Source organism: Flavobacterium cutihirudinis, from assembly GCF_003385895.1.
GTDB classification, from domain to species: Bacteria; Bacteroidota; Bacteroidia; order Flavobacteriales; family Flavobacteriaceae; genus Flavobacterium; species Flavobacterium cutihirudinis.
The window spans coordinates 280,233-300,221 of sequence record NZ_QRDQ01000007.1 but is presented as its reverse complement, the minus strand read 5'-3'; the positions used below and the strand labels follow the sequence as shown (position 1 = coordinate 300,221).

The 19,989-nt window shown below is 31.1% G+C and carries 14 protein-coding genes; 9 read left to right on the top strand and 5 right to left on the bottom strand.

The features are described from left to right. Positions 1-405 precede the first annotated feature (405 nt). From BD847_RS01275 to BD847_RS01265, 3 genes are all read left to right on the top strand, one after another. Positions 406-771 carry a T9SS type A sorting domain-containing protein gene (locus tag BD847_RS01275; RefSeq protein WP_115886460.1) on the top strand — a complete coding sequence of 122 codons (366 nt, stop codon included), beginning with the start codon at positions 406-408 and terminating at the stop codon, positions 769-771. Between the two features lie 426 nt (positions 772-1,197). Then, complete coding sequence (locus BD847_RS01270) at positions 1,198-1,605, top strand: secretion protein (RefSeq protein WP_115886459.1); 408 nt, start codon at positions 1,198-1,200, stop codon at positions 1,603-1,605. A 363-nt stretch (positions 1,606-1,968) separates the two neighbouring features. Further along, positions 1,969-2,355 carry a secretion protein gene (locus tag BD847_RS01265; RefSeq protein ID WP_115886458.1) on the top strand — a complete coding sequence of 129 codons (387 nt, stop codon included), beginning with the start codon at positions 1,969-1,971 and terminating at the stop codon, positions 2,353-2,355. Between the two features lie 73 nt (positions 2,356-2,428). Here BD847_RS01265 and BD847_RS01260 read toward each other — a convergent pair whose 3' ends face one another. Beyond that, complete coding sequence (locus BD847_RS01260; protein ID WP_115886457.1) at positions 2,429-2,911, bottom strand: type ISP restriction/modification enzyme; 483 nt, start codon at positions 2,909-2,911, stop codon at positions 2,429-2,431. 308 nt (positions 2,912-3,219) lie between these two features. On the opposite strand from BD847_RS01260, the gene BD847_RS01255 reads away from it, so the two are divergent. Continuing rightward, positions 3,220-3,606, top strand: a complete 387-nt coding sequence (locus tag BD847_RS01255) for a flagellar motor protein MotB (protein WP_115886456.1) — start codon at positions 3,220-3,222, stop codon at positions 3,604-3,606. A 114-nt stretch (positions 3,607-3,720) separates the two neighbouring features. Here BD847_RS01255 and BD847_RS01250 read toward each other — a convergent pair whose 3' ends face one another. The 3 genes from BD847_RS01250 to BD847_RS01240 all read right to left on the bottom strand — a co-directional run bounded on the left by BD847_RS01250 (position 3,721) and on the right by BD847_RS01240 (position 12,438). After that, positions 3,721-6,354: a hypothetical protein gene (locus tag BD847_RS01250; RefSeq protein ID WP_115886455.1), complete on the bottom strand. Its 2,634-nt coding sequence runs from the start codon at positions 6,352-6,354 to the stop codon at positions 3,721-3,723. Then, complete coding sequence (locus tag BD847_RS01245; protein ID WP_115886454.1) at positions 6,338-8,767, bottom strand: ligand-binding sensor domain-containing protein; 2,430 nt, start codon at positions 8,765-8,767, stop codon at positions 6,338-6,340. Before BD847_RS01245 ends, BD847_RS01250 begins: the two co-directional genes overlap by 17 nt. A 230-nt stretch (positions 8,768-8,997) precedes the next feature. Then, positions 8,998-12,438 carry a methylmalonyl-CoA mutase family protein gene (locus BD847_RS01240; protein ID WP_115886453.1) on the bottom strand — a complete coding sequence of 1,147 codons (3,441 nt, stop codon included), beginning with the start codon at positions 12,436-12,438 and terminating at the stop codon, positions 8,998-9,000. Between the two features lie 296 nt (positions 12,439-12,734). On the opposite strand from BD847_RS01240, the gene BD847_RS01235 reads away from it, so the two are divergent. The 5 genes from BD847_RS01235 (at position 12,735) to purU (ending at position 17,285) form a co-directional block, all read left to right on the top strand. Continuing rightward, entirely contained in the window at positions 12,735-14,285 is a 1,551-nt protein-coding gene (locus BD847_RS01235; RefSeq protein WP_115886452.1) for a L,D-transpeptidase family protein, read from the top strand. A 189-nt stretch (positions 14,286-14,474) separates the two neighbouring features. Then, positions 14,475-14,816: a hypothetical protein gene (locus tag BD847_RS01230; protein WP_115886451.1), complete on the top strand. Its 342-nt coding sequence runs from the start codon at positions 14,475-14,477 to the stop codon at positions 14,814-14,816. Positions 14,817-14,956: 140 nt separating this feature from the next. After that, positions 14,957-15,382, top strand: a complete 426-nt coding sequence (locus tag BD847_RS01225; protein WP_115886450.1) for a cytochrome c oxidase assembly factor Coa1 family protein — start codon at positions 14,957-14,959, stop codon at positions 15,380-15,382. 226 nt (positions 15,383-15,608) lie between these two features. Further along, positions 15,609-16,325 (top strand): DUF4197 domain-containing protein, encoded by a 717-nt coding sequence (locus BD847_RS01220; protein ID WP_115886449.1) that lies wholly within the window; start codon positions 15,609-15,611, stop codon positions 16,323-16,325. A 105-nt stretch (positions 16,326-16,430) separates the two neighbouring features. Next, on the top strand, positions 16,431-17,285 hold the full coding sequence (purU, locus tag BD847_RS01215) for a formyltetrahydrofolate deformylase (protein ID WP_115886448.1): 855 nt from the start codon (positions 16,431-16,433) through the stop codon (positions 17,283-17,285). Between the two features lie 311 nt (positions 17,286-17,596). Here the strand turns inward: purU and katG are convergent, their stop codons facing one another. Then, entirely contained in the window at positions 17,597-19,804 is a 2,208-nt protein-coding gene (katG, locus tag BD847_RS01210) for a catalase/peroxidase HPI (protein WP_115886447.1), read from the bottom strand. Positions 19,805-19,989 lie beyond the last annotated feature (185 nt).

Genomic DNA, 19,989 nt, shown 5'->3' with positions numbered 1-19,989 from the left:
TAAAATAATTCAAAATTTAACCTATAACGGTTTCGTAACTGAGAATTTTTCATGAAAATACACAAATTTCATCTACTGAATTATGAACGAATTGCGGTTTTTTTTGGGGTCTGATTTTTTTATCCGTCATTTTTTAAAAATATCACATTTATCACTCCTTTTTTATACAAATATCTCATTTTCGTAAGAAAAACAGAATATTTTAACAAACCTTAATTTTGCAAAAACATTAGAAAATAATAACCTAATTAACACAAACACCGAAAATAATTCAAATTTTAACCTATAACGGTTTCGTAAATGAGAATATAGCATATAAATTGGAAAATAGAGTTGTGTTTAAATTTGAACTTCCGAAGTAATTTAGCATCAGAAAAATGAACTAAAAATTTAAACACAGAGAATATGAAAAAGATTTTAAAATTAAGTTTAGTATGCGCAGTACTATTATCAGGTTTAAGTACATATGCAATTGACGGAGGAAACTCTTTTAACTTTCACGTATTAAAATCAAATGGCAAAAAAATAACATTTGCTATGAATCAGGTACAAAAAGCAAGCATTAGCATTTTTGATAATAAAGGGAATTTAATTTATTCTGAAAACGCTTCAGGTAAAGACGGAATTTTAAGAACTTTTAGTTTAGAAGAATTTCCACAAGGAACGTACTTCTTAGAAATTGAAGACAGCTTTAAAAAAGCAAGACACGAAATTGTTGTTACAAATGATTCTACTGTTTTGTCTTCAAAAACACTTTCATCAGTAAACTAAGCAAGAATTTGCAAATAGCATAAGTGTAGCAATACACTGAAAAAGTTTATACTTACATACAGTATAAAAATGAGGTTAGATAGTTAGTAAAGTTAAAAACGCAAGTTTTAAAAACAGCTCTTTGTGGTTATTGAGCTGTTTTTTTTTGCTCTTTACTTTTTGATAAATTTCGGTTTACAATTGGCAATAATTTGCTTCTTTAGGATTAAAAAAAAGTTACGCTATTGTAAAAGTAAAAAATTTTAAAACTTTAAAAAATAATAACCAAATTAACATAAACGATAAATATAATTCAAATTTTAACCTATAACGGTTTCGCAAATGAGAATATAGCATATAAATCAGCAAATAGAGTTGTGCAAAAAGCAACATAACGTAAGTAATTTAGCATCAGAGAATTAAACTATTAATTTAAAAACTACAGCTATGAAAAAGATTTTAAAATTGAGTTTAGTATGTGCATTACTTTTTACAGGTTTAAGCACTTATGCGATTGATGGAAATGAGGATTTCAATCTTCATGTTATTAAGAACAACGGTAAGTTAATTTCGTTTGCGATCAACAGAGTTACAAAAGCAAACTTAGCTATTTATGACAAAGACGGTACACTGATTTACTCTGAATCTGCTTCAGGTAAAGATGGAATTTTAAGAACTTTCAGCCTTGAAGAATTTCCTGAAGGAACTTACTTCTTAGAGGTAGAAGACACTGCAAAAAAAGTGAGACATGAAATTACAATAACTGATCATGCTTCTGTTTTATCTACAAAAGCAGTTTCATCAGTTTATAAAGCAGGATTTTCTGCAAAAAATGCAAGCGTAGCTTCACGCTAAAAAGTTATACTTTTCATAAAAGTATAAGGTTAGATAGTTAGTAAAAACGTGATTGTTTTAGAAACAGCTCTTTGTGGTTATAGAGCTGTTTTTTTTTGCTCCATATCGTGGTGAAAATAGCGTCAAATTTAAAAATGAAAAATAATTCTTAATAAATCTATATACCTGATTTAAACCGCATTAAAAAAAGTTACCAAAAAAACATCCGTAATCCCTTTATTTACGTACATAGCGTAAACAAAACACAGAAATGGTTTTAATTCAGCATTTTATCGCTCTAAAAAAGCGATTTTATTGCATAAAATTAAATTTCTATTTGTAGTTTTGAACGTTCCACATTTAGTAATAAACATTAAAAAAAACATGACAAAATTTACCAAAACCGGGTTAGTTGCAGCCTTTTTTCTAGCAACACTTTTTACCTATGCCACAGATGGAAAAGGTGATTATATTTTAAATATAAAAACCGGAAACGGAAAAGTAATGAGCTTTACTTTAGATACCGTTGAAAATTCTACATTTTCTATCTATGACGAAAATCACAATTTACTTTATGCGGGAGAATCTGCAGCAAACAAATTAGAGGTTTCAAAAACAATTAGTTTAGAAAGCTTTCCAGCAGGAACTTATGTTCTTGAGGTTAAAGCAAATGACAAAATTTCGAAACACGAATTTAAAGTTGCAGCAAAAAAAGTGAAGACTGTAAAGTTGGACGAATCAGTAAACGAAAGTCCTTCATTCCGTCGCTAAATCCTTTTTGCCCCCACAAAAAGATGAATAGCAGCTCGTTCCAGGAGCTGCTTTTTTTATTTCGAAAGCTTTTCTATTTTTTTTGAAACTTCTCTTCTCTAAATCTGACGCCAAATTTTGCAAGTTGCCAAAAAACATCAGAATCAGATGGAATTGGGATTCTCTTATTTTCGTTATCTAAATTTTCTTTAAAGACTGAAGTATACAATACAGCATAACAAAAATCTAATAAATCGACGACATTGAAATTTTGCCTGAATTCAGAGCGGAGTTCGCTATTGTTGGCAAAACAAACATTTCCGTTTTCACTTTTATCTACAAACAGCAAATTGGTACCTTTTACAATTTTTTCGATAATCTCTTTATTTAATACAAAAGTGTCATTTTCTGATTTTTGAAAAAGATTTTGGATTGTAAAATAATCATTCTCTTCTTTTGATGGTTTTTTCCAAAGAAGATTTTCCAATTCAGGATCAAAAATACTTCCTGTTGGCTGCAAAGTTTTTATTTCGTTAAGATATTGCTCAATTGTCATACAGAAAGTATTAATAACCATAAAGTTATATTTTAAATTCGTAAAATAAAATCGTTACATAAGCGTTCTTTTCTAAATATAAGCCTCAAAAGTAAAAGTCCAACTACAGAAATTGTCAAATTAAATCGACAAAATCAAAAAAAACAGGGTTCAAATACATGTTATTACACTGATTTACATATATTTGCAACCAAATCCGATACTAAATCATAATCAAACAAATAACAAAATGAAATAGTATAACTGGGTTGGAATTCTATTTTTTAGCACAAACAATTAGCATTAAAAACAAAAATGACTTTCAAATCTATCATTCTAAACTACGACTTATGAGAAAAAAACTTGTTGTTTTAGTGGTACTGATCATTTTTTCGTTTCGTGCTGCTGCGCAAACTGAAAAAGTATTTATAACAGATAAAATAAGCGACAAATATGCTTATGTGGATGCAATAAACATTTATGAAAGAATTGTTGCCAAAGGATATAAATCAGTAGACTTATTTCAGAAATTAGGAAACTCGTCCTACTCCAACTACAAACTGGAAAAAGCCGCCGAATGGTATGGCGAACTTTTTAAAATGACGTCTGATCTGGAACCTGAGTATTACTATCGCTACGCTGAATCGTTACGTTTTATTTGCCAAAATGAAAAAGCCGATGCTATTATCGAAAAACTCAGACACAAATCGAAGTTGTTGGTAAAAAAGAAGGTTTGATATTTTCTTTTTTGAATTTTATAGAAACACAAAACCTCTCATTTCTGGGAGGTTTTTATTTATGTTAGAGAGATTGTTTAGTGCTTATTAAAAAAACTATCTTTTTAATTGCATTTAAGATTCTTTAAAACTCTGCTCTATTCCCATTTGCCTAACTTTATCCAACCATTCAGAAATCATTTTTGAATTATACTTTGGCTTTCCAAATTCATCTTTTTCTTTTTCTAAAGCAATAGCCATTAATGCATATTCATTTTCCAATGAAGTAGAGAAAATTCCCTGATCATCTGTATTTATAGAAACTGAAAGTTGCGGACAATCTTTTATTACATTATGATCCATTTCCAAACCTAAATTAAAAAACTTAGTAATCGGGTGCTTTGCGTATCTTTTAAATGTTCCTATCAAATAATTTGATGTTGGATTACATTCGATTCCTATATTCAAACTTGCAATAGCATGCATCATATTCTTTTGAACTTCTTCCACTAATAAAATGTAATCGTGACTAATTTCAAGTTGTTTAATCATTTTCCCTTGTTCCTTAATCTTAGGATTAAAATGATATTGTTGATACAAAAACTTTACATCAATATTATTTCTAACATTTTTTAATATTACAGGTATATCATTTATACGACACCTTTCCCAATAAGTTAAATTTATTTTACTATATACCTCTTCTTGTAAGTTATCAAAATAAAGATAAGGATCGTCGCCTCTTAATTTCCATGCATCAAAATAAACTGTTTGATGAAAATATTTTTTCTTGAACTCACTCTCATCAAAATTTTGTTGATATAATTCATAAAATAAAATTTCATAAAGCCTTTCTAACCTATTAACCTCATTTCTACAAATTGAAATTCCGTATTTTCTAATTTTTGCTAATAGCCAAACTGTGTTATCTAATACTGTTTGTTTTGGTAACATTAATTTATACTTCTTGAATTCATAATATTCCCTAACATCAATGCCTAAAGCTAAAGCGTGACCAATCCTATCTCCTTGACTTAGATTTAAAAACAGAACACATTCATCGATAGCTCTTAAACCATCTAAAATATCATAAAAATCTTCTCCTGCATGATATGTTGCATACATTTTATGCTCGCTAATTTTATCTTTTAAATGATTTAAAGTCCCTTTTAGCTTATGGTTTTTCAAATATCTAAAACCGTGAGCAAAAACTTCAGGTGAAGCTGCAAATTCGCTCGAAGCTGCATCTATGCCACGAATTGATTCAAAATATTTTAAGTGACTTTCGCGTAATGTACTTATGGCTATTGACTGCTTTTTTATTTTCTTTCGTAGATCAAAATGTCTACAAGTAATGTAACTCGAAATATTAGAAGTCTCGAATTTGTCTTCATCCTTTATATAATGTATAGTATAGAAATGCTGCTCAGTTGAAATAATATTTAAGTTTTTGAAATCAGGATTAAACTCTTTTTCCGATTGAATGGCATTCTTAGTTAGAACAGTATTATATAATTTTATACTTTTTGTTAAGTCAATATAACTCTCTTTTGGCGCGATTCGTACTTCAAAAGACTTTATTTTACTATGGGTTAATGTATCATGTACTGCTAAATTTACAAATGCAGTATGATAGATCGATTTATCCCTTAGAAAAAACTCCTTTCGATTCTGATATTTAGAAAAATTTCCAAATCCAACCTTGTCATTTATTTGAATTAATTCTGCTCTAAACTGTGCTTTAATAAGTAAATAACTATGAAACAGATAATGAAACTTTTCAAAGTCATTTTCTCTACTATAAATCTTCTTAAAACAATCATAAAGAAATTTACGTTCACCATAAAAAATGTATGAGTGTTCTAAATTTTGCTTATGAATATTTTTAGGAATAGCATAATCAATTACTTCAACATTTTTAAAATGCTTAAAACAATGACCACAATCTTTCCTATTAAGATTTATTTCCTGATTAAGATCATTTAACCTTAAAATTAGATCATAAGAATCTATAGGATTCGAATCTTTTGATAAATCAACTTTAAATTCTTTTCTTTTGTCGTCATATTGATCGATATTATTCAAAAAATTAAAAAGTTTTAATCTAATATAAGCTGCTTTATAAACTAAAATTTTTAACGATTTTCTTGATGTCACAGACGAATTTGAAATTTTCGTTAGTAAAGATATTTCCCTTTCTAAAAGGTCAAATTCATTTTCGAATTTATTAACATTATTCATTATATTAATCCAGCTTAAATCGAAAACTGGGCCAGATCCTTTTAAATGAAAATGATTTTCAGCAAGTCCTTTTTTAAGTAATGTTCTTAACTGTTTATTGTTTGAAAATGTTGTAGGCCTCCAAGAAAAAAAATCCCTCCTACGCTGCGAAATAGAATCTAAATAGGCAAAATGAGAACATGTAAGCAAATCTTCTCCTACATAATATGACAAATCTCTCCATTTTAATAAGTGCTCAAAAACTACAAAAGGTTCTAAATTTTCTTCAACTAATATTTTAGAATTAAAATGAGTAAGAATATTAAATACAGATTTATTGTTCTTTTTATCATTTATTAAGAACCAATCGCTTTCTAGTTTTGTAAAAACATTACTAATTTCATCTAATGAATAACTTGAAAATGAATACAATCCGTTTTCAATAAAATTTTGTTTAGTTATATAATCTTCTTCACTCTTTAAATTTAAAATTTTATCCGAACAATAATTTACAAACAATAAGCGGATAGATTTACGAAGATTGTCCATCTATAATTTCATTTAAATAATCAATAAAACTTTTTAGTAGATATTTTTTCTCTTCTTCTTCAACATTTCTTTTAAAGTAACTATTACTAAATGTGATAATTTCTTTTAATAATAAAGATTTTTCATTTTCTGATTTTATCTTTTTGTGAAAATTCGTAATTTTTGCCTTTGTAAACGATTTATTAGATAATTCTGAAATGTAGTAGCGTATATCAGAGATCATCTGTTGAGTTAAATAAATTTCTGATTTAGAGCTATTATATATTTTTAAATACTCTTTTCTAATTTCGCTATTTTTATTTTCAATTTCATTCTTCCATATTTTGAAAATTGGAAAATCATCAAAACTCTTAATTAATTGATCTTTAGAATTATCATTAATAGAGATCAATTTTTCTAATGCCTTTCTACCTCCAACATAAATAAATTCATAAGCTCCTAAAAACTCATCTTCAATTTTATCTTTATACTCATAAGAATACTCACTTACTGTATTAACAAATTCGTAAGCAAAAAGAGGATCATTTAAAACGTATTCTATAAATATATCATCATACTTGAGTATATCATTTTTAAATTCTTCAGAAACGTCATTAAATATTTTATCTGACAAGTTAGCTTTTAAATATTTAAAATTTGTAAAAATTGCAAAAGGTGTAAATGTACCATGACTAAAGCCTGAATCTAATTTAAAAAACAAAGTAGATGATTTTTGCTTATTTATGGTGTTGTCTGTCTTACCATAGGAGTTAATAAAACTATGTAAAAAAATAGTTTTATCATTTCTTTTTTTATCAAACAATTGATTCAGTCCATAATTAAACTCAAAAAAGTCTCTTCTATATTTATTGTTTTCTTTTCTAAATTTTTGAATAATTCCATTATAAATAAATTTGGTCGATAAATCTTGTTCAATGATCAGGCATTCAATGGAAAAATATGCTAGGAGATAATCAATAAAAATTAATCTATCTTTATCAAGTACTGAAGTTTTCTCACCGTACTTTTCGATAATGGATAAAACATCACCCAAACTAATATTATTTGGATTATTAATAACATATAATTCCTTAAAAAGCTCCTTATCCTCATTTTCAAGAAGTTCATATAATTTTTTAAAGATTCCAATTTTTATTAAATTCTTATTTATATCCTTAAAAGACATAAAAAAGTCTACATAGTCCGGTCTTAAGCTATTAATTATCTTTTCAATAAGATATTTTTCAAAGACTAGCAATTGATCAATTTTATCGAATTTTAAATAATTTGCTGTATTTAATAACTCTATTGTTTCTCTGAGCGTTGTAGGTATTAAAAAATTTTGCTTAAAGCTATAATTTAAAAGAAAGAGATCTAGTCTTTTATTCAAGAACATTTTTACAATATCAACGAGATTTTCTTTAGTCTTTAACTTAAAGGTTTCATCAAAATTTTCAGATTTGATTGTAATTTCGTTTTTTTCATCAATATCACTTATATCATTATTTCCAATTTCATTTATGTTAGGTAAATACACTAAGTGTTTATGAGGAAATAATTTTTCAAAATATTTAGAAGCTCTATTTCTAACCTCTTCTTCCGAAAGATTTTTTTCTTTTTCAAACATTGAGTTTTTTAATGACTGAATGATTTGTTCTTTCTTAAATGCTGTTAAAATTATTATGTTTCTTTGGATCAAAAATTGACGAATATCTTCTAACATTTGATAAATGCCATTTATATTTAAATCGAAATCATCAATTGCAATAATCAAAAGATCTTTTTTTTCAAAAAACTCCAAATAATAATCAACAAGTCTTTTAAACGAATCTCTTAAATTACTACTTGTAGCTAATTTACTTAAGGCCTCAATAGTTTCAAGTTTGTATAAATCTTTACGATCAGAATTAATAATTTGGAGGTTCTCGAAAACACTTTGAAAGTGCTTTATTAATGTCCGTCTAATCTCATCTGTAACTTTAGAATCTGTTTTTTTTATATTATCTTGAAATTTGAAAAACATTTTAGCTAAAATAATTTCAAACAAGCTTTCATTTCCTCTAAAAAGAGAAGGATCAATAATATCAATACTTGCAAATTTATTTTTTCTAATATTTTCAAAAGATTCACTCAACAAATTTTTGCCTAAATTTCTGCCATCAAAAAAATCCTTATGATTTTCATCATTTTTATTTACCAAAGCATCGTTGAAAGATATCATTGACGATGATTTACCTTTTCCTCTCTCTCCAGTAAATGCAATAATATTATTATAATCATCATATGTTATGCCTTTTTCAGATTGCTTAATAATTTCTACTACATTTTTTGATGCATCTATATAAACTTCTTTAAATATTGATTTATAAAATTCATTACCTTTTTCAATCTTAATTTTGTATTCTTGATTAAGGTCTATTGTTAATGTTGACATTTATTTTTGAGTTTTTTAATCGATTAGTATTATTTTTTTATTATAAAATTTCAATGTTATTCAAACATAATAATATTTCTACATTTCAGTCTTTTTTGGTTAATCTTTTTGTGTCAAATTAATAAAATAAATTACCGAATAATTTACGGTTTTCCTCAATTTCAAACAATTTCAACAAAAAAACCTCCCATTTCTGAGAGGTTTTCTTTAAAATTTATAAATGGTAATTTTTACATATTCCTTCTATACTGCCCACCAACTTCAAACAACGCCGAAGTAATCTGACCTAAAGAACAAACTTTTGCAGCTTCCATTAAATGATCGAATAAGTTTTCGTTTTTAATAGCGGCTTGCTGTAAGGTATTTAAATGCTCGTTTACTTTTTCTTCGTGGAATTTATGCAAGTTATCCAACATCGTAATTTGATATTGTTTTTCTTCTTCTGTTGCACGAATAACCTCAGCTGGAATCACCGTTGGCGAACCTTTTGAACTCAAGAATGTGTTTACACCCACAATTGGGAAATCACCATTATGTTTTAAAGTTTCATAATACAAACTTTCTTCCTGAATTTTAGATCTTTGGTACATCGTTTCCATTGCGCCAAGAACGCCGCCTCTTTCGGTAATTCTGTCGAATTCTTGAAGAACTGCAGCTTCAACTAAATCGGTTAATTCTTCGATGATGAACGAACCTTGAATTGGGTTTTCGTTTTTCGCTAAACCTAATTCTTTATTAATAATCAGCTGAATTGCCATGGCACGACGTACAGATTCTTCTGTTGGCGTTGTAATCGCTTCGTCGTAAGCGTTTGTGTGCAATGAATTACAGTTATCATAAATAGCGTATAAAGCTTGCAAAGTCGTTCTAATATCGTTGAAATCAATTTCCTGTGCGTGTAACGAACGTCCAGAAGTCTGAATATGATATTTCAGCATTTGGGCTCTTTCGTTGGCTCCGTATTTGTTTTTCATGGCTTTTGCCCAAATTTTACGCGCCACACGTCCAATTACTGAATATTCTGGATCTACTCCATTCGAGAAGAAGAAAGATAAATTCGGACCAAAATCGTTGATGTTCATTCCGCGGCTCAAATAATATTCCACGTAAGTGAAACCATTTGAAAGCGTAAACGCCAATTGCGTAATTGGATTTGCTCCCGCCTCAGCAATATGATATCCTGAAATCGAAACCGAATAGAAATTACGAACGTTTTTAGTAATAAAATATTCCTGAACGTCACCCATTAAACGCAAAGCAAATTCGGTTGAGAAAATACAAGTATTTTGCGCCTGATCTTCTTTTAAAATATCGGCTTGAACCGTTCCTCTAACTTGTGATAATGTTTTAACTTTTATCTCATTATAAACGTCTAAAGGTAAAACCTCATCGCCCGTAACACCTAAAAGCATTAATCCTAAACCGTTGTTTCCTGCTGGCAAATCGCCTTGGTATTTTGGTCTTTCGATTCCTTTATCTTTGTATAATTTGTTGATTTTCGCTTCAACTTCTTTTTCTAAATCATTTGCTTTGATGTAAATCTCACATTGCTGATCGATTGCGGCATTCATAAAGAAACCTAACAGCATTGGTGCAGGCCCATTAATGGTCATACTCACCGAAGTCAATGCGTGAACCAAATCGAAACCTGAATACAGTTTTTTAGCATCATCTAAACAGCAAATTGAAACTCCTGCATTTCCGATTTTTCCATAAATATCCGGACGTAAATCTGGATCATTTCCGTATAAAGTTACACTATCAAAAGCTGTCGAAAGACGTTTTGCAGGCATTCCTGCACTTACATAATGAAAACGTTTGTTGGTTCTTTCTGGTCCGCCCTCGCCCGCAAACATTCTTGATGGATCTTCGCCTTCACGTTTAAACGGATATAATCCCGAAGCAAATGGAAATTCTCCAGGAACATTTTCCTGTAAATTCCAACGCAGAATATCGCCCCAGCCTTCATATTTAGGCAAAGCAATTTTCGGAATTTGTAAATGTGATAAACTTTCAGAATGCGTGGCAATCTTGATTTCTTTATCACGAACTTTAAATGAGTAGATCGGATTTTTGTATTTCGCTACTTTTTCATCCCAATTCAGGATAATTTCCCAATTGTACGGATCTAAATCCATTTTTACTTTATCAAACTGATTCAGTAAAAGATTTAAAAAGATTCTGTTTTCATCGAGTCCTTCGACTCCGCTCAGGATGACACTATTGTCGTCAATTCCAGCTTTATTAATTTGAGGAACTTTCCCAGAAACCGATTCGATGGTTTTGAAAATTCCGTATAATTTCTGCGCTACCTTTTGTTGTGAATGCGCTGTTTCATCATAAGATCTGTTATTCTCTGCTATTTCAGATAAATAACGTGTTCTGTGTGGCGGAATCACAAAGATTTTCTCGCTCATTTCTTTCGTAATTGTAAAAGTCGATTTCAAATCTGAAGCCGTTTTTTCAACCACTTTATCCATAATCGCTTTGTAAAGCGTGTTCATTCCCGGATCGTTAAACTGCGAAGCAATCGTTCCGAAAACCGGCATTTCATCAGGATTTTTATCCCAAAGATTATGGTTTCTTTGATATTGTTTTTTTACATCGCGCAAAGCATCAAGTGCTCCACGTTTATCAAATTTATTTAAAGCCACTAAATCGGCAAAATCAAGCATGTCGATTTTCTCCAATTGTGTTGCCGCTCCAAATTCTGGTGTCATTACATATAAGGATACATCAGAATGATCCATAATCTCGGTATCAGACTGACCAATTCCTGAAGTTTCCAGAATAATCAAATCGTATTTTGCCGCTTTCAAAACCTGAATCGCTTCTGCAACATATTTAGATAAAGCCAAATTCGATTGACGTGTCGCCAGTGAACGCATATATACGCGTGGATTATTAATCGCATTCATACGGATTCTGTCTCCTAAAAGTGCTCCTCCGGTTTTTCTCTTAGAAGGATCTACAGAAATCAATCCGATTGTTTTTTCTGGGAAATCAATCAAAAAGCGACGAACTAATTCATCTACTAAAGAAGATTTTCCTGCTCCTCCTGTTCCTGTAATTCCTAAAACCGGAATTTTAGAAGTTGTATTGCTTTCATGAATTTTATCAAAAACTGGTTTTGCAATTTCAGGGAAATTTTCTGCAGCAGAAATCAAACGCGCAATTGCCGTTGGAACTTTATTTTCTATATGATCAATTTCTTCGTTTAATTTGTCTCCAATAGGAAAATCAGCACGCTGAACCAAATCATTAATCATTCCCTGAAGTCCTAAAGAACGGCCATCATCTGGAGAATAAATTCTTGTAATACCATATTCATGTAATTCTGAAATTTCACTTGGCAGAATTACACCACCTCCGCCTCCAAAAATCTTGATGTGCCCCGCTCCTTTTTCGCGAAGCAAATCATACATATATTTAAAGTATTCGTTGTGTCCGCCTTGGTACGATGTCATTGCAATTGCATTGGCATCTTCTTGGATTGCGGTATTCACCACTTCTTCTACACTTCGGTCATGACCTAAATGTATTACCTCAACTCCTGTTGACTGTATAATACGACGCATAATATTGATGGCGGCATCGTGTCCGTCAAAAAGTGAAGCAGCTGTGACAATTCTTACTTTATTTTTAGGAATATATGGTATTTGTTGTTCCATTTTATGAATATGATAATTTTAAGGGAGCAATTTACAAATTTTTTTAATATTTGATTACTGCGATAGCTTTATGTTAACAAAAAAATGAAAATGTTTTATCCTCATAGAAAGGTAACAATTTTTGAAACAAATTGATCTAAGTTAAAGAAAGCTTAAAGACATGGCAATTTCGCAACATTTAAACAAAATCAAAAAACATGTTTCGAGTATTCCCATTGTAATTTAGCAGTGTAGAAAAGCCCCAGATTTTTACTAAAACTTAATCATTAAAAAGTAAAACGTAAAAATTTAAAAAAATGAGAACATTACAGTCATTCGTCCTAATTTTAGGTTTGAGTTTTTTTGTAACTTCTTTCAATAGAATCGAAAACACCAATCTTTCACATAAAAAGACTCCAAAAACTACCGCTGCCTCAACTAATTTAAAAAATGACGACAGCGAAATTTCAAACGACTTCTTTAAAAGATATGCCGATTTGAAAAAATATAAATCTGATATCATGTCATTGTACAAAAACCGAGAACTAGGAACGATTTGGTACGATGAAAACGAAATTAATGAATTTGGCTCTGTATTATATGAAAGAGCAAAAAACACAAATGATTTGGTTATTCCTTATCAAAAAGAAATTGAGAAACTATTTGACTCTTCAGCACAAGGAACTATTTCTAAAACTGATGCCGACATGCTTTTGAGTTCATTGTATATCATTTATGCCAAAAAAAATAATACTGACGCTAAAAAAATGTCTTATGACGCTATGTTGAAAGACTTTATGAATTATAATACTATTGAAGAATCGACTGTAGCTACAGAAGACAACAAAATGCTTTTTGATCAATATTATAAATTACAAACTGTTGCAAAACAGTATACAAAATTAGACAAATCCAATAAATGGAAACCAATTGTTACCGAAATGCCTTATAAAGATTTGCGTCCCGACGCAGTTTCAAACACGATTGCACAAGTAAGAACCCGTTTGTATCTACTGGGAGATTTAAAACAGGATTCTAAAAGTGATGTTTATGACCGTGAATTGATGGATGCCGTAATGAAATACAAAGTTCGTAACGGTTTTAAACCAAACTATATTCTGGCTGAAGAACATATTAAAGAAATGAATATTCCAATTTCTGAGAAAGTAAAAACACTGATGCTTAATATGGAAAGATGTCGCGCTATTTCTGCTCAAATTATGAGCAATGATGAATATGTTTTGGTAAACGTTCCTTCATATGAATTGATTTATGTTAAAAACGGAAAAGTACAAATGACATCTAGTGTGTTTGTTGGTTCACCTTTAACAAAAACAACAATTTTTAATGGAGAAATCGACAGAATTGTTTTCAGTCCTTATTGGACGGTTCCGCAAAGCATTGTAGACAACGAATTAAAATTGAAAATTGCCGGAGATCCTAATTACCTTGCCGATCATAATATGGAAATTGTAAACGGGCAAGTGAGACAAAAACCGGGCCCAGGAAACTCTTTAGGTTTGGTAAAATTTATGTTCCCAAATCCTGATGATATTTATATGCACGATACACCTTCTAAAACGTTGTTTGATTTTGAAAAAAGAACTTTTAGCCATGGTTGTATAAATGTAAAAATGGCAAAAGAATTAGCCGCTGCAATGCTGAAAGATTATCCGGAATGGACTCAGGAAAAAATTGACAGTGCAATGGAGGGCAAAACTGAAAAAAGTTTTAAACTTTCTAAAAAAATACCAATTTTCATTACTTATTTTACTTCATTGGTAAATGAAAATGGCGAAATTGGTTTCTTTCAGGATGTTTACGAAAAAGATCAGGAATTAGTTACTCCAAGTGTAGTTTTAAACTAAAAACATACAAAAACGAAATTTTAAAGAGGCGTTGTCACAAGTTGATAACGTCTTTTTTTTGATTTTACAATTAGAAAAAAAAACTTAATTTATTAATTTTAAACCTTTTAAGCCTTAAAAATACTTTTATATAATTTGAACTTTGCAAAATAATATACCACTAATATTAATTTACAAAATCAATTTATCATGAAAACAGAAAACATAGATGGATTATCACTTTTTGAAATCAATTTATTAATTCAGCAAGGCGCAAGATTTGTTACTTTTCCTAATACAATGACAAAACATAAAAGCTTTACAATCTATTTTATTCGTCCTGATGAAAAAGTTTTTAAATATGCATTCAAACATTTCATGAAAAATTTACTGCATGGATTTAGAAACTTTCCTTTACGACCTTTACATATATCTAAATCTTTATTCTATTTAGCAATTGGCGGAAGAGATCACACGCACGCAATATTGGCAGATGCAAAAACAATCAATCCAATCTATAATCCTAATTTGTATTGTTTAGAATACGTTTAAATTTTATCTTTTATAAAAATCAAAGCGAGAATAAGAAGTTTATTCTCGCTTTTTTCATTTTCATAATCTCAATCTTATTAAAAAAATGTATTTTTAATTTCAAATAGTAGTGTAAAATATAAACTAGCAAACCTAAAATTATGGAAGACTCTAACGAACTTGTAGTAGATAAAAGAAATTGGTGGGACAGAAACTGGAAATGGTTTGTTCCAACAGGCTGTTTAAGTCTAATCGTACTATTTGCTTTAATCCTTGTTGGAGTTTTTTTTGAAGTAACTTCGATCATTAAAGATTCTGATGCTTATATCGAATCCATGACTCGTGTTGAGCATAATAAAATACTAATCGAAAAACTTGGTTCGCCTATAGAAACTGATGGAATGGTTTCTGGAAGTGTAAGCGCAACAAACGATGTTAGAAAATGCGATGTGCAAGTACCGTTAAAAGGTCCTAAAGGCAAAGCGACCCTTTTTGTTGTAGGCGAAAAAAGAGGAACCTGGAAGTACAGTGAAATGTCTGTTTATATTGAGAAAACTAAAGAGAAAATTGATTTATTACAGAAATAATTCCGAATGAAACCAACTTCTTTTTAAGTTCATGAAAAAAACGAAAAGTTCTTGCCTAGCCCCGATAGAAGTGGAAATCCTTTTGCTTTTTCTTTAAAAAGTAAAAGATTGCAACGTATAGCGGGACGAGTGTTAATTATGAAACAAAATCTTTCTGCTCCTAAAATAAAATTGTGGCGTTGTTTTTGAATAAGTAGTATTTTTGAAACTTAAACAAAACCCCCAAATGAAAAAGATTTTACTATTCGCCGTTACATTTTCACTCGTTTCATGTGCAGAAATGCAGCAGACTTTAAATCAGTTACCACAAATATCATCACAAATTCCGGTTGGCGGAGTTGATATTTCTGCTGGATTAAAAGAAGCGCTGAATAAAGGAATTACACAACAAGTTAGCAAATTAACCGCTGTTGATGGTTTTTATAAAAATGAAGCTGTAAAGATTTTAATGCCTGAAGAATTACAAAAAGTCGACGCCACTTTGAGAAAAATTGGTTTGAGCTCACTTGCTGATGAAGGAATCAAAATGCTGAATCGTGCGGCTGAAGATGCTGTTAAAGAAGCAACTCCGATATTTGTTTCGGCGGTTAAAAATATGTCGTTTACTGATGCTAAAAATATCTTATTAGGAAATGACAGCGCAGCAACAACCTATTTGCAAGGAAGCACAACAACAGCTTTGTACGGAAAATTTAATCCGGTGATTAAAAATTCATTTGCAAAAGTGGGCGCTGATGTAGTTTGGACAAAAATTATAAATAAATACAATACAATTCCGCTAGTAAAAAAAGTAAATCCTGATTTGACTGATTATACAACGAATCAAGCTTTAGCGGGAGTTTACAAAATGATTGCTGTAGAAGAAAAAGAAATCCGAAATAATATCAGTGCAAGAACAACTCCTTTATTGAAAAGCGTTTTTGCAATGCAGGACGGAAAATAGTTTTTTTTCTGTTGAACTGTTTAATCGTTTAATTGTGTAATCGGAATTTACGGTTATTTATTAAACGATTAAACAACTAAACGATTAACCGATTAACCAAAAGAGATGCAAAAAATTACCATTCTTATTCATTGTAAAGACCAAAAAGGAATTATCGCTGCAGTGACTACTTTTATTGCAAAAGTGGAAGGAAATATTACTTATATTGATCAGCATGTTGATGTCGAGCAAAATGTGTTTTTCATGCGATTGGAATGCGAATTAACCAATCACAAAACAACAATTGAAAGCTTTAAAGCCGATTTTAACCAAACCATTGCAACCGATTTTGATATGTCGTGGGATTTGTACAACCAGGAACAAAAGCCAAAAATGGCTTTGTTTGTCTCGAAATACGATCATTGTCTTTTTGATATTTTAGGCCGATACAGTGCTGGTGAATTAAATATTGAAATTCCGCTTATAATTAGTAATCACAATGATTTGAGATGTGTTGCGGAACGTTTTAATATTCCGTATCACTGTGTTCCGTTTACAAAAGACAATAAAGACGAAGGTGAAGCGAAGCAAATTGAACTTCTAAAAAGATATGGAATCAATTTTATTGTTTTGGCGCGTTATATGCAGATTATTACACCAAAATTGATTTCACTTTACGAAAATAAGATCATCAATATCCATCATTCGTTTTTACCGGCATTTCCAGGAGCAAAACCGTATCATTCGGCTTTTAAACGCGGTGTAAAAATTATTGGTGCAACAAGTCATTACGTAACTGAAGAATTAGACGAAGGTCCAATTATTGAACAGGATATCGCAAGGGTATCGCATATTCATTCGGTTGAGGATTTTATTATGAAAGGTCGTGATTTAGAACGTATTGTTCTCGCAAGAGCAATCAAACTACATTCTGAAAGAAAAACTATGGTTTATAGCAATAAAACGGTTGTTTTTTCTTAAAGATACTAAGATTCTGAGATACTAAGCTTCTAAGTTTTTTTTCTAAAAATTAACAAACCCTACAGGTTTTAAAACCTGTAGGGTTTGTTGTTTATATTTTAAAAAATCATCAATCAAACTGGACTGAAGTCCAGCCCTACAATATGGATCGAGCCGATGGCTCTTTTCATAGTTCCGAAGGAACGAATTATATTGTAGAGCTGGACTTCAGTCCAGTTTAAATAAAAGCATATCGAATAACAAACCCGACAAATTTTTGAAATCTGTCGGGTTTTTATCTGGAAGTAAGCTTTGCTTTGAACCTTTGTAGCTTATTTAACTAAATCAAATCTATCAGCGTTCATTACTTTTGTCCATACGGCAACGAAATCTTTTACGAATCGTTCTTTTGCATCGTTGCATGCATAAACTTCAGCAATGGCACGCAATTCTGAGTTTGAGCCAAAAATAAGATCTGCACGAGTTGCTGTCCATTTCAATTCACCTGTTTTGCGGTTATGGCCTTCAAAAGTTTCACCAGTTTCATTGACTGCTTTCCATACCGTACCTAAATCTAATAAATTGATGAAGAAATCATTATTCAATGTTTCTGTATTTTTTGTCAACACACCATGTTTAGAACCATCATAATTTGTGTTTAACACTCTCAAACCACCAAGTAAAATGGTCATTTCAGGAGCTGTTAAACCTAATAATTGCGCTTTATCTACTAAAAGTTCTTCTGTTACCGAAGTGCATTTAGCACCTTTATAATTTCTGAATCCGTCAGCTTTTGGTTCTAATGCGTTGAAAGAATGAACATCTGTCTGCTCTAAAGTAGCATCACCTCTGCCTGGCGTAAAAGGAGCATCAATGTTTATTCCTGCATTCGCAGCAGCTTTTTCAATTCCAACAGATCCTCCTAAAACAATCAAATCTGCAATAGAAACTACTTTTCCAGATGAAGTAAAGTCATTTTGTATTTTTTCGTAAGTTGCTAACACATTTTTTAATTGAGTTGGTGAATTCACTTCCCAACTAATTTGAGGCTCAAAACGAATACGAGCACCATTGGCACCTCCGCGTTTATCAGAATTTCTAAAAGTAGAAGCCGAAGCCCATGCAGTCGATACCAATTGAGAAATCGAAAGTCCGCTAGCCAGAATTTTTTCCTTTAAAAGAGCAATATCGCTATGATTCAATTCACTTTTAGCAGCAGGAATCGGATCTTGCCAAATCAGGATTTCGCTCGGAACTTCTGGTCCTAAATAACGGCTGATTGGTCCCATATCTCTGTGCGTCAATTTATACCAGGCTCTTGCAAAAGCATCTGCGAATTTGTCAAAATTCTGCATATAATCTCTTGAAATTTTTTCATAAGCCGGATCCATTTTCATAGCCATATCTGCAGTTGTCATCATTGGCGCATGTCTTTTCGTTGGGTCGTGCGCATCTTCTACAGTTGTAGCGGCACTTTCATCTGTAGGCGTCCATTGATGCGCTCCTGCTGGACTTTTAGTCAATTTCCAGTCATATTTAAACAGTGTTTCAAAGTAACCGTTATCCCAAGTTGTCGGATTTGGTTTCCATGCCCCCTCAATACCACTCGTAATCGCATCTCCACCTACTCCTGTATCGTAAGAACTTTTCCATCCCATACCCATTTGCTCAATACTTGCACCTTCTGGTTCTGCCCCCACTAATGACGCATCTCCAGCTCCATGAGCTTTCCCAAAAGTATGGCCACCGGCAGTTAAAGCCACTGTTTCTTCATCATTCATTGCCATACGAGCAAAAGTTTCTCTAATGTCTCTACCAGAACCTAGTGGATCAGGATTTCCATCTGGACCTTCTGGGTTTACATAGATTAATCCCATTTGTACAGCAGCAAGAGGATCTTCCAGGTTTCTATCGCCAGAATACCTACTATTAGCTTTATCACTAGTGGCTAACCACTCTTTTTCTGCTCCCCAGTTTACATCTTGCTCTGGTTCCCAAATATCTTCTCTACCTCCGGCAAATCCGAAAGTTTTAAATCCCATTGACTCTAATGCACAGTTCCCTGTCAAAATCATTAAATCTGCCCATGAAATTTTATTACCATATTTTTGTTTTATAGGCCAAAGTAAAAAACGAGCTTTATCTAAATTACCATTATCCGGCCAACTGTTAAGAGGTGCAAAACGTTGATTACCCGAACTGGCACCACCACGCCCATCAGAAATACGATAAGTTCCTGCACTATGCCAAGCCATACGAATGAACAAAGGACCATAATGACCATAATCAGCAGGCCACCAATCTTGTGAATCTGTCATTAATGCAAAAAGATCTTTCTTGACTTCGTTTAAATCTAAAGTCTTAAATGCAGCAGCATAATCAAAACCTTTTTCCATAGGATTTGATAAACTAGAATGTTGGCGTAATATGTTTAGATTTAAACGATTTGGCCACCAATCTTTATTAGATGTTCCTGTTCCAGATGTTTCTTTCATTTGTCCGTTATGATAAGGACATTTACTTTCATTTGATTCGCTCATTTCTTTTGTTTTTTATGTTGCTGTTATCTATTTTTTGGTCAAATGCCAATTTTTATTTAAATTTCATTTCATTGATATTTAACACTTTATCAAATATACAAACTTATCCTTAGCATATTCATAATCAAAATTGATTGTTATTATATTTTAATAGCTAAAAATTATTTAACGCTGCAGAAAGCTCA

Coding starts and splice junctions, on each gene's coding strand:
- katG (WP_115886447.1), bottom strand. CDS start 19,804: ATGAGCGAATCAAATGAAAGTAAATGTCCTTATCATAACGGACAAATG.
- BD847_RS01220 (WP_115886449.1), top strand. CDS start 15,609: ATGAAAAAGATTTTACTATTCGCCGTTACATTTTCACTCGTTTCATGT.
- BD847_RS01250 (WP_115886455.1), bottom strand. CDS start 6,354: ATGGACAATCTTCGTAAATCTATCCGCTTATTGTTTGTAAATTATTGT.
- BD847_RS01225 (WP_115886450.1), top strand. CDS start 14,957: ATGGAAGACTCTAACGAACTTGTAGTAGATAAAAGAAATTGGTGGGAC.
- BD847_RS01265 (WP_115886458.1), top strand. CDS start 1,969: ATGACAAAATTTACCAAAACCGGGTTAGTTGCAGCCTTTTTTCTAGCA.
- BD847_RS01245 (WP_115886454.1), bottom strand. CDS start 8,767: ATGTCAACATTAACAATAGACCTTAATCAAGAATACAAAATTAAGATT.
- BD847_RS01255 (WP_115886456.1), top strand. CDS start 3,220: ATGAGAAAAAAACTTGTTGTTTTAGTGGTACTGATCATTTTTTCGTTT.
- BD847_RS01235 (WP_115886452.1), top strand. CDS start 12,735: ATGAGAACATTACAGTCATTCGTCCTAATTTTAGGTTTGAGTTTTTTT.
- purU (WP_115886448.1), top strand. CDS start 16,431: ATGCAAAAAATTACCATTCTTATTCATTGTAAAGACCAAAAAGGAATT.
- BD847_RS01260 (WP_115886457.1), bottom strand. CDS start 2,911: ATGGTTATTAATACTTTCTGTATGACAATTGAGCAATATCTTAACGAA.
- BD847_RS01240 (WP_115886453.1), bottom strand. CDS start 12,438: ATGGAACAACAAATACCATATATTCCTAAAAATAAAGTAAGAATTGTC.
- BD847_RS01230 (WP_115886451.1), top strand. CDS start 14,475: ATGAAAACAGAAAACATAGATGGATTATCACTTTTTGAAATCAATTTA.
- BD847_RS01275 (WP_115886460.1), top strand. CDS start 406: ATGAAAAAGATTTTAAAATTAAGTTTAGTATGCGCAGTACTATTATCA.
- BD847_RS01270 (WP_115886459.1), top strand. CDS start 1,198: ATGAAAAAGATTTTAAAATTGAGTTTAGTATGTGCATTACTTTTTACA.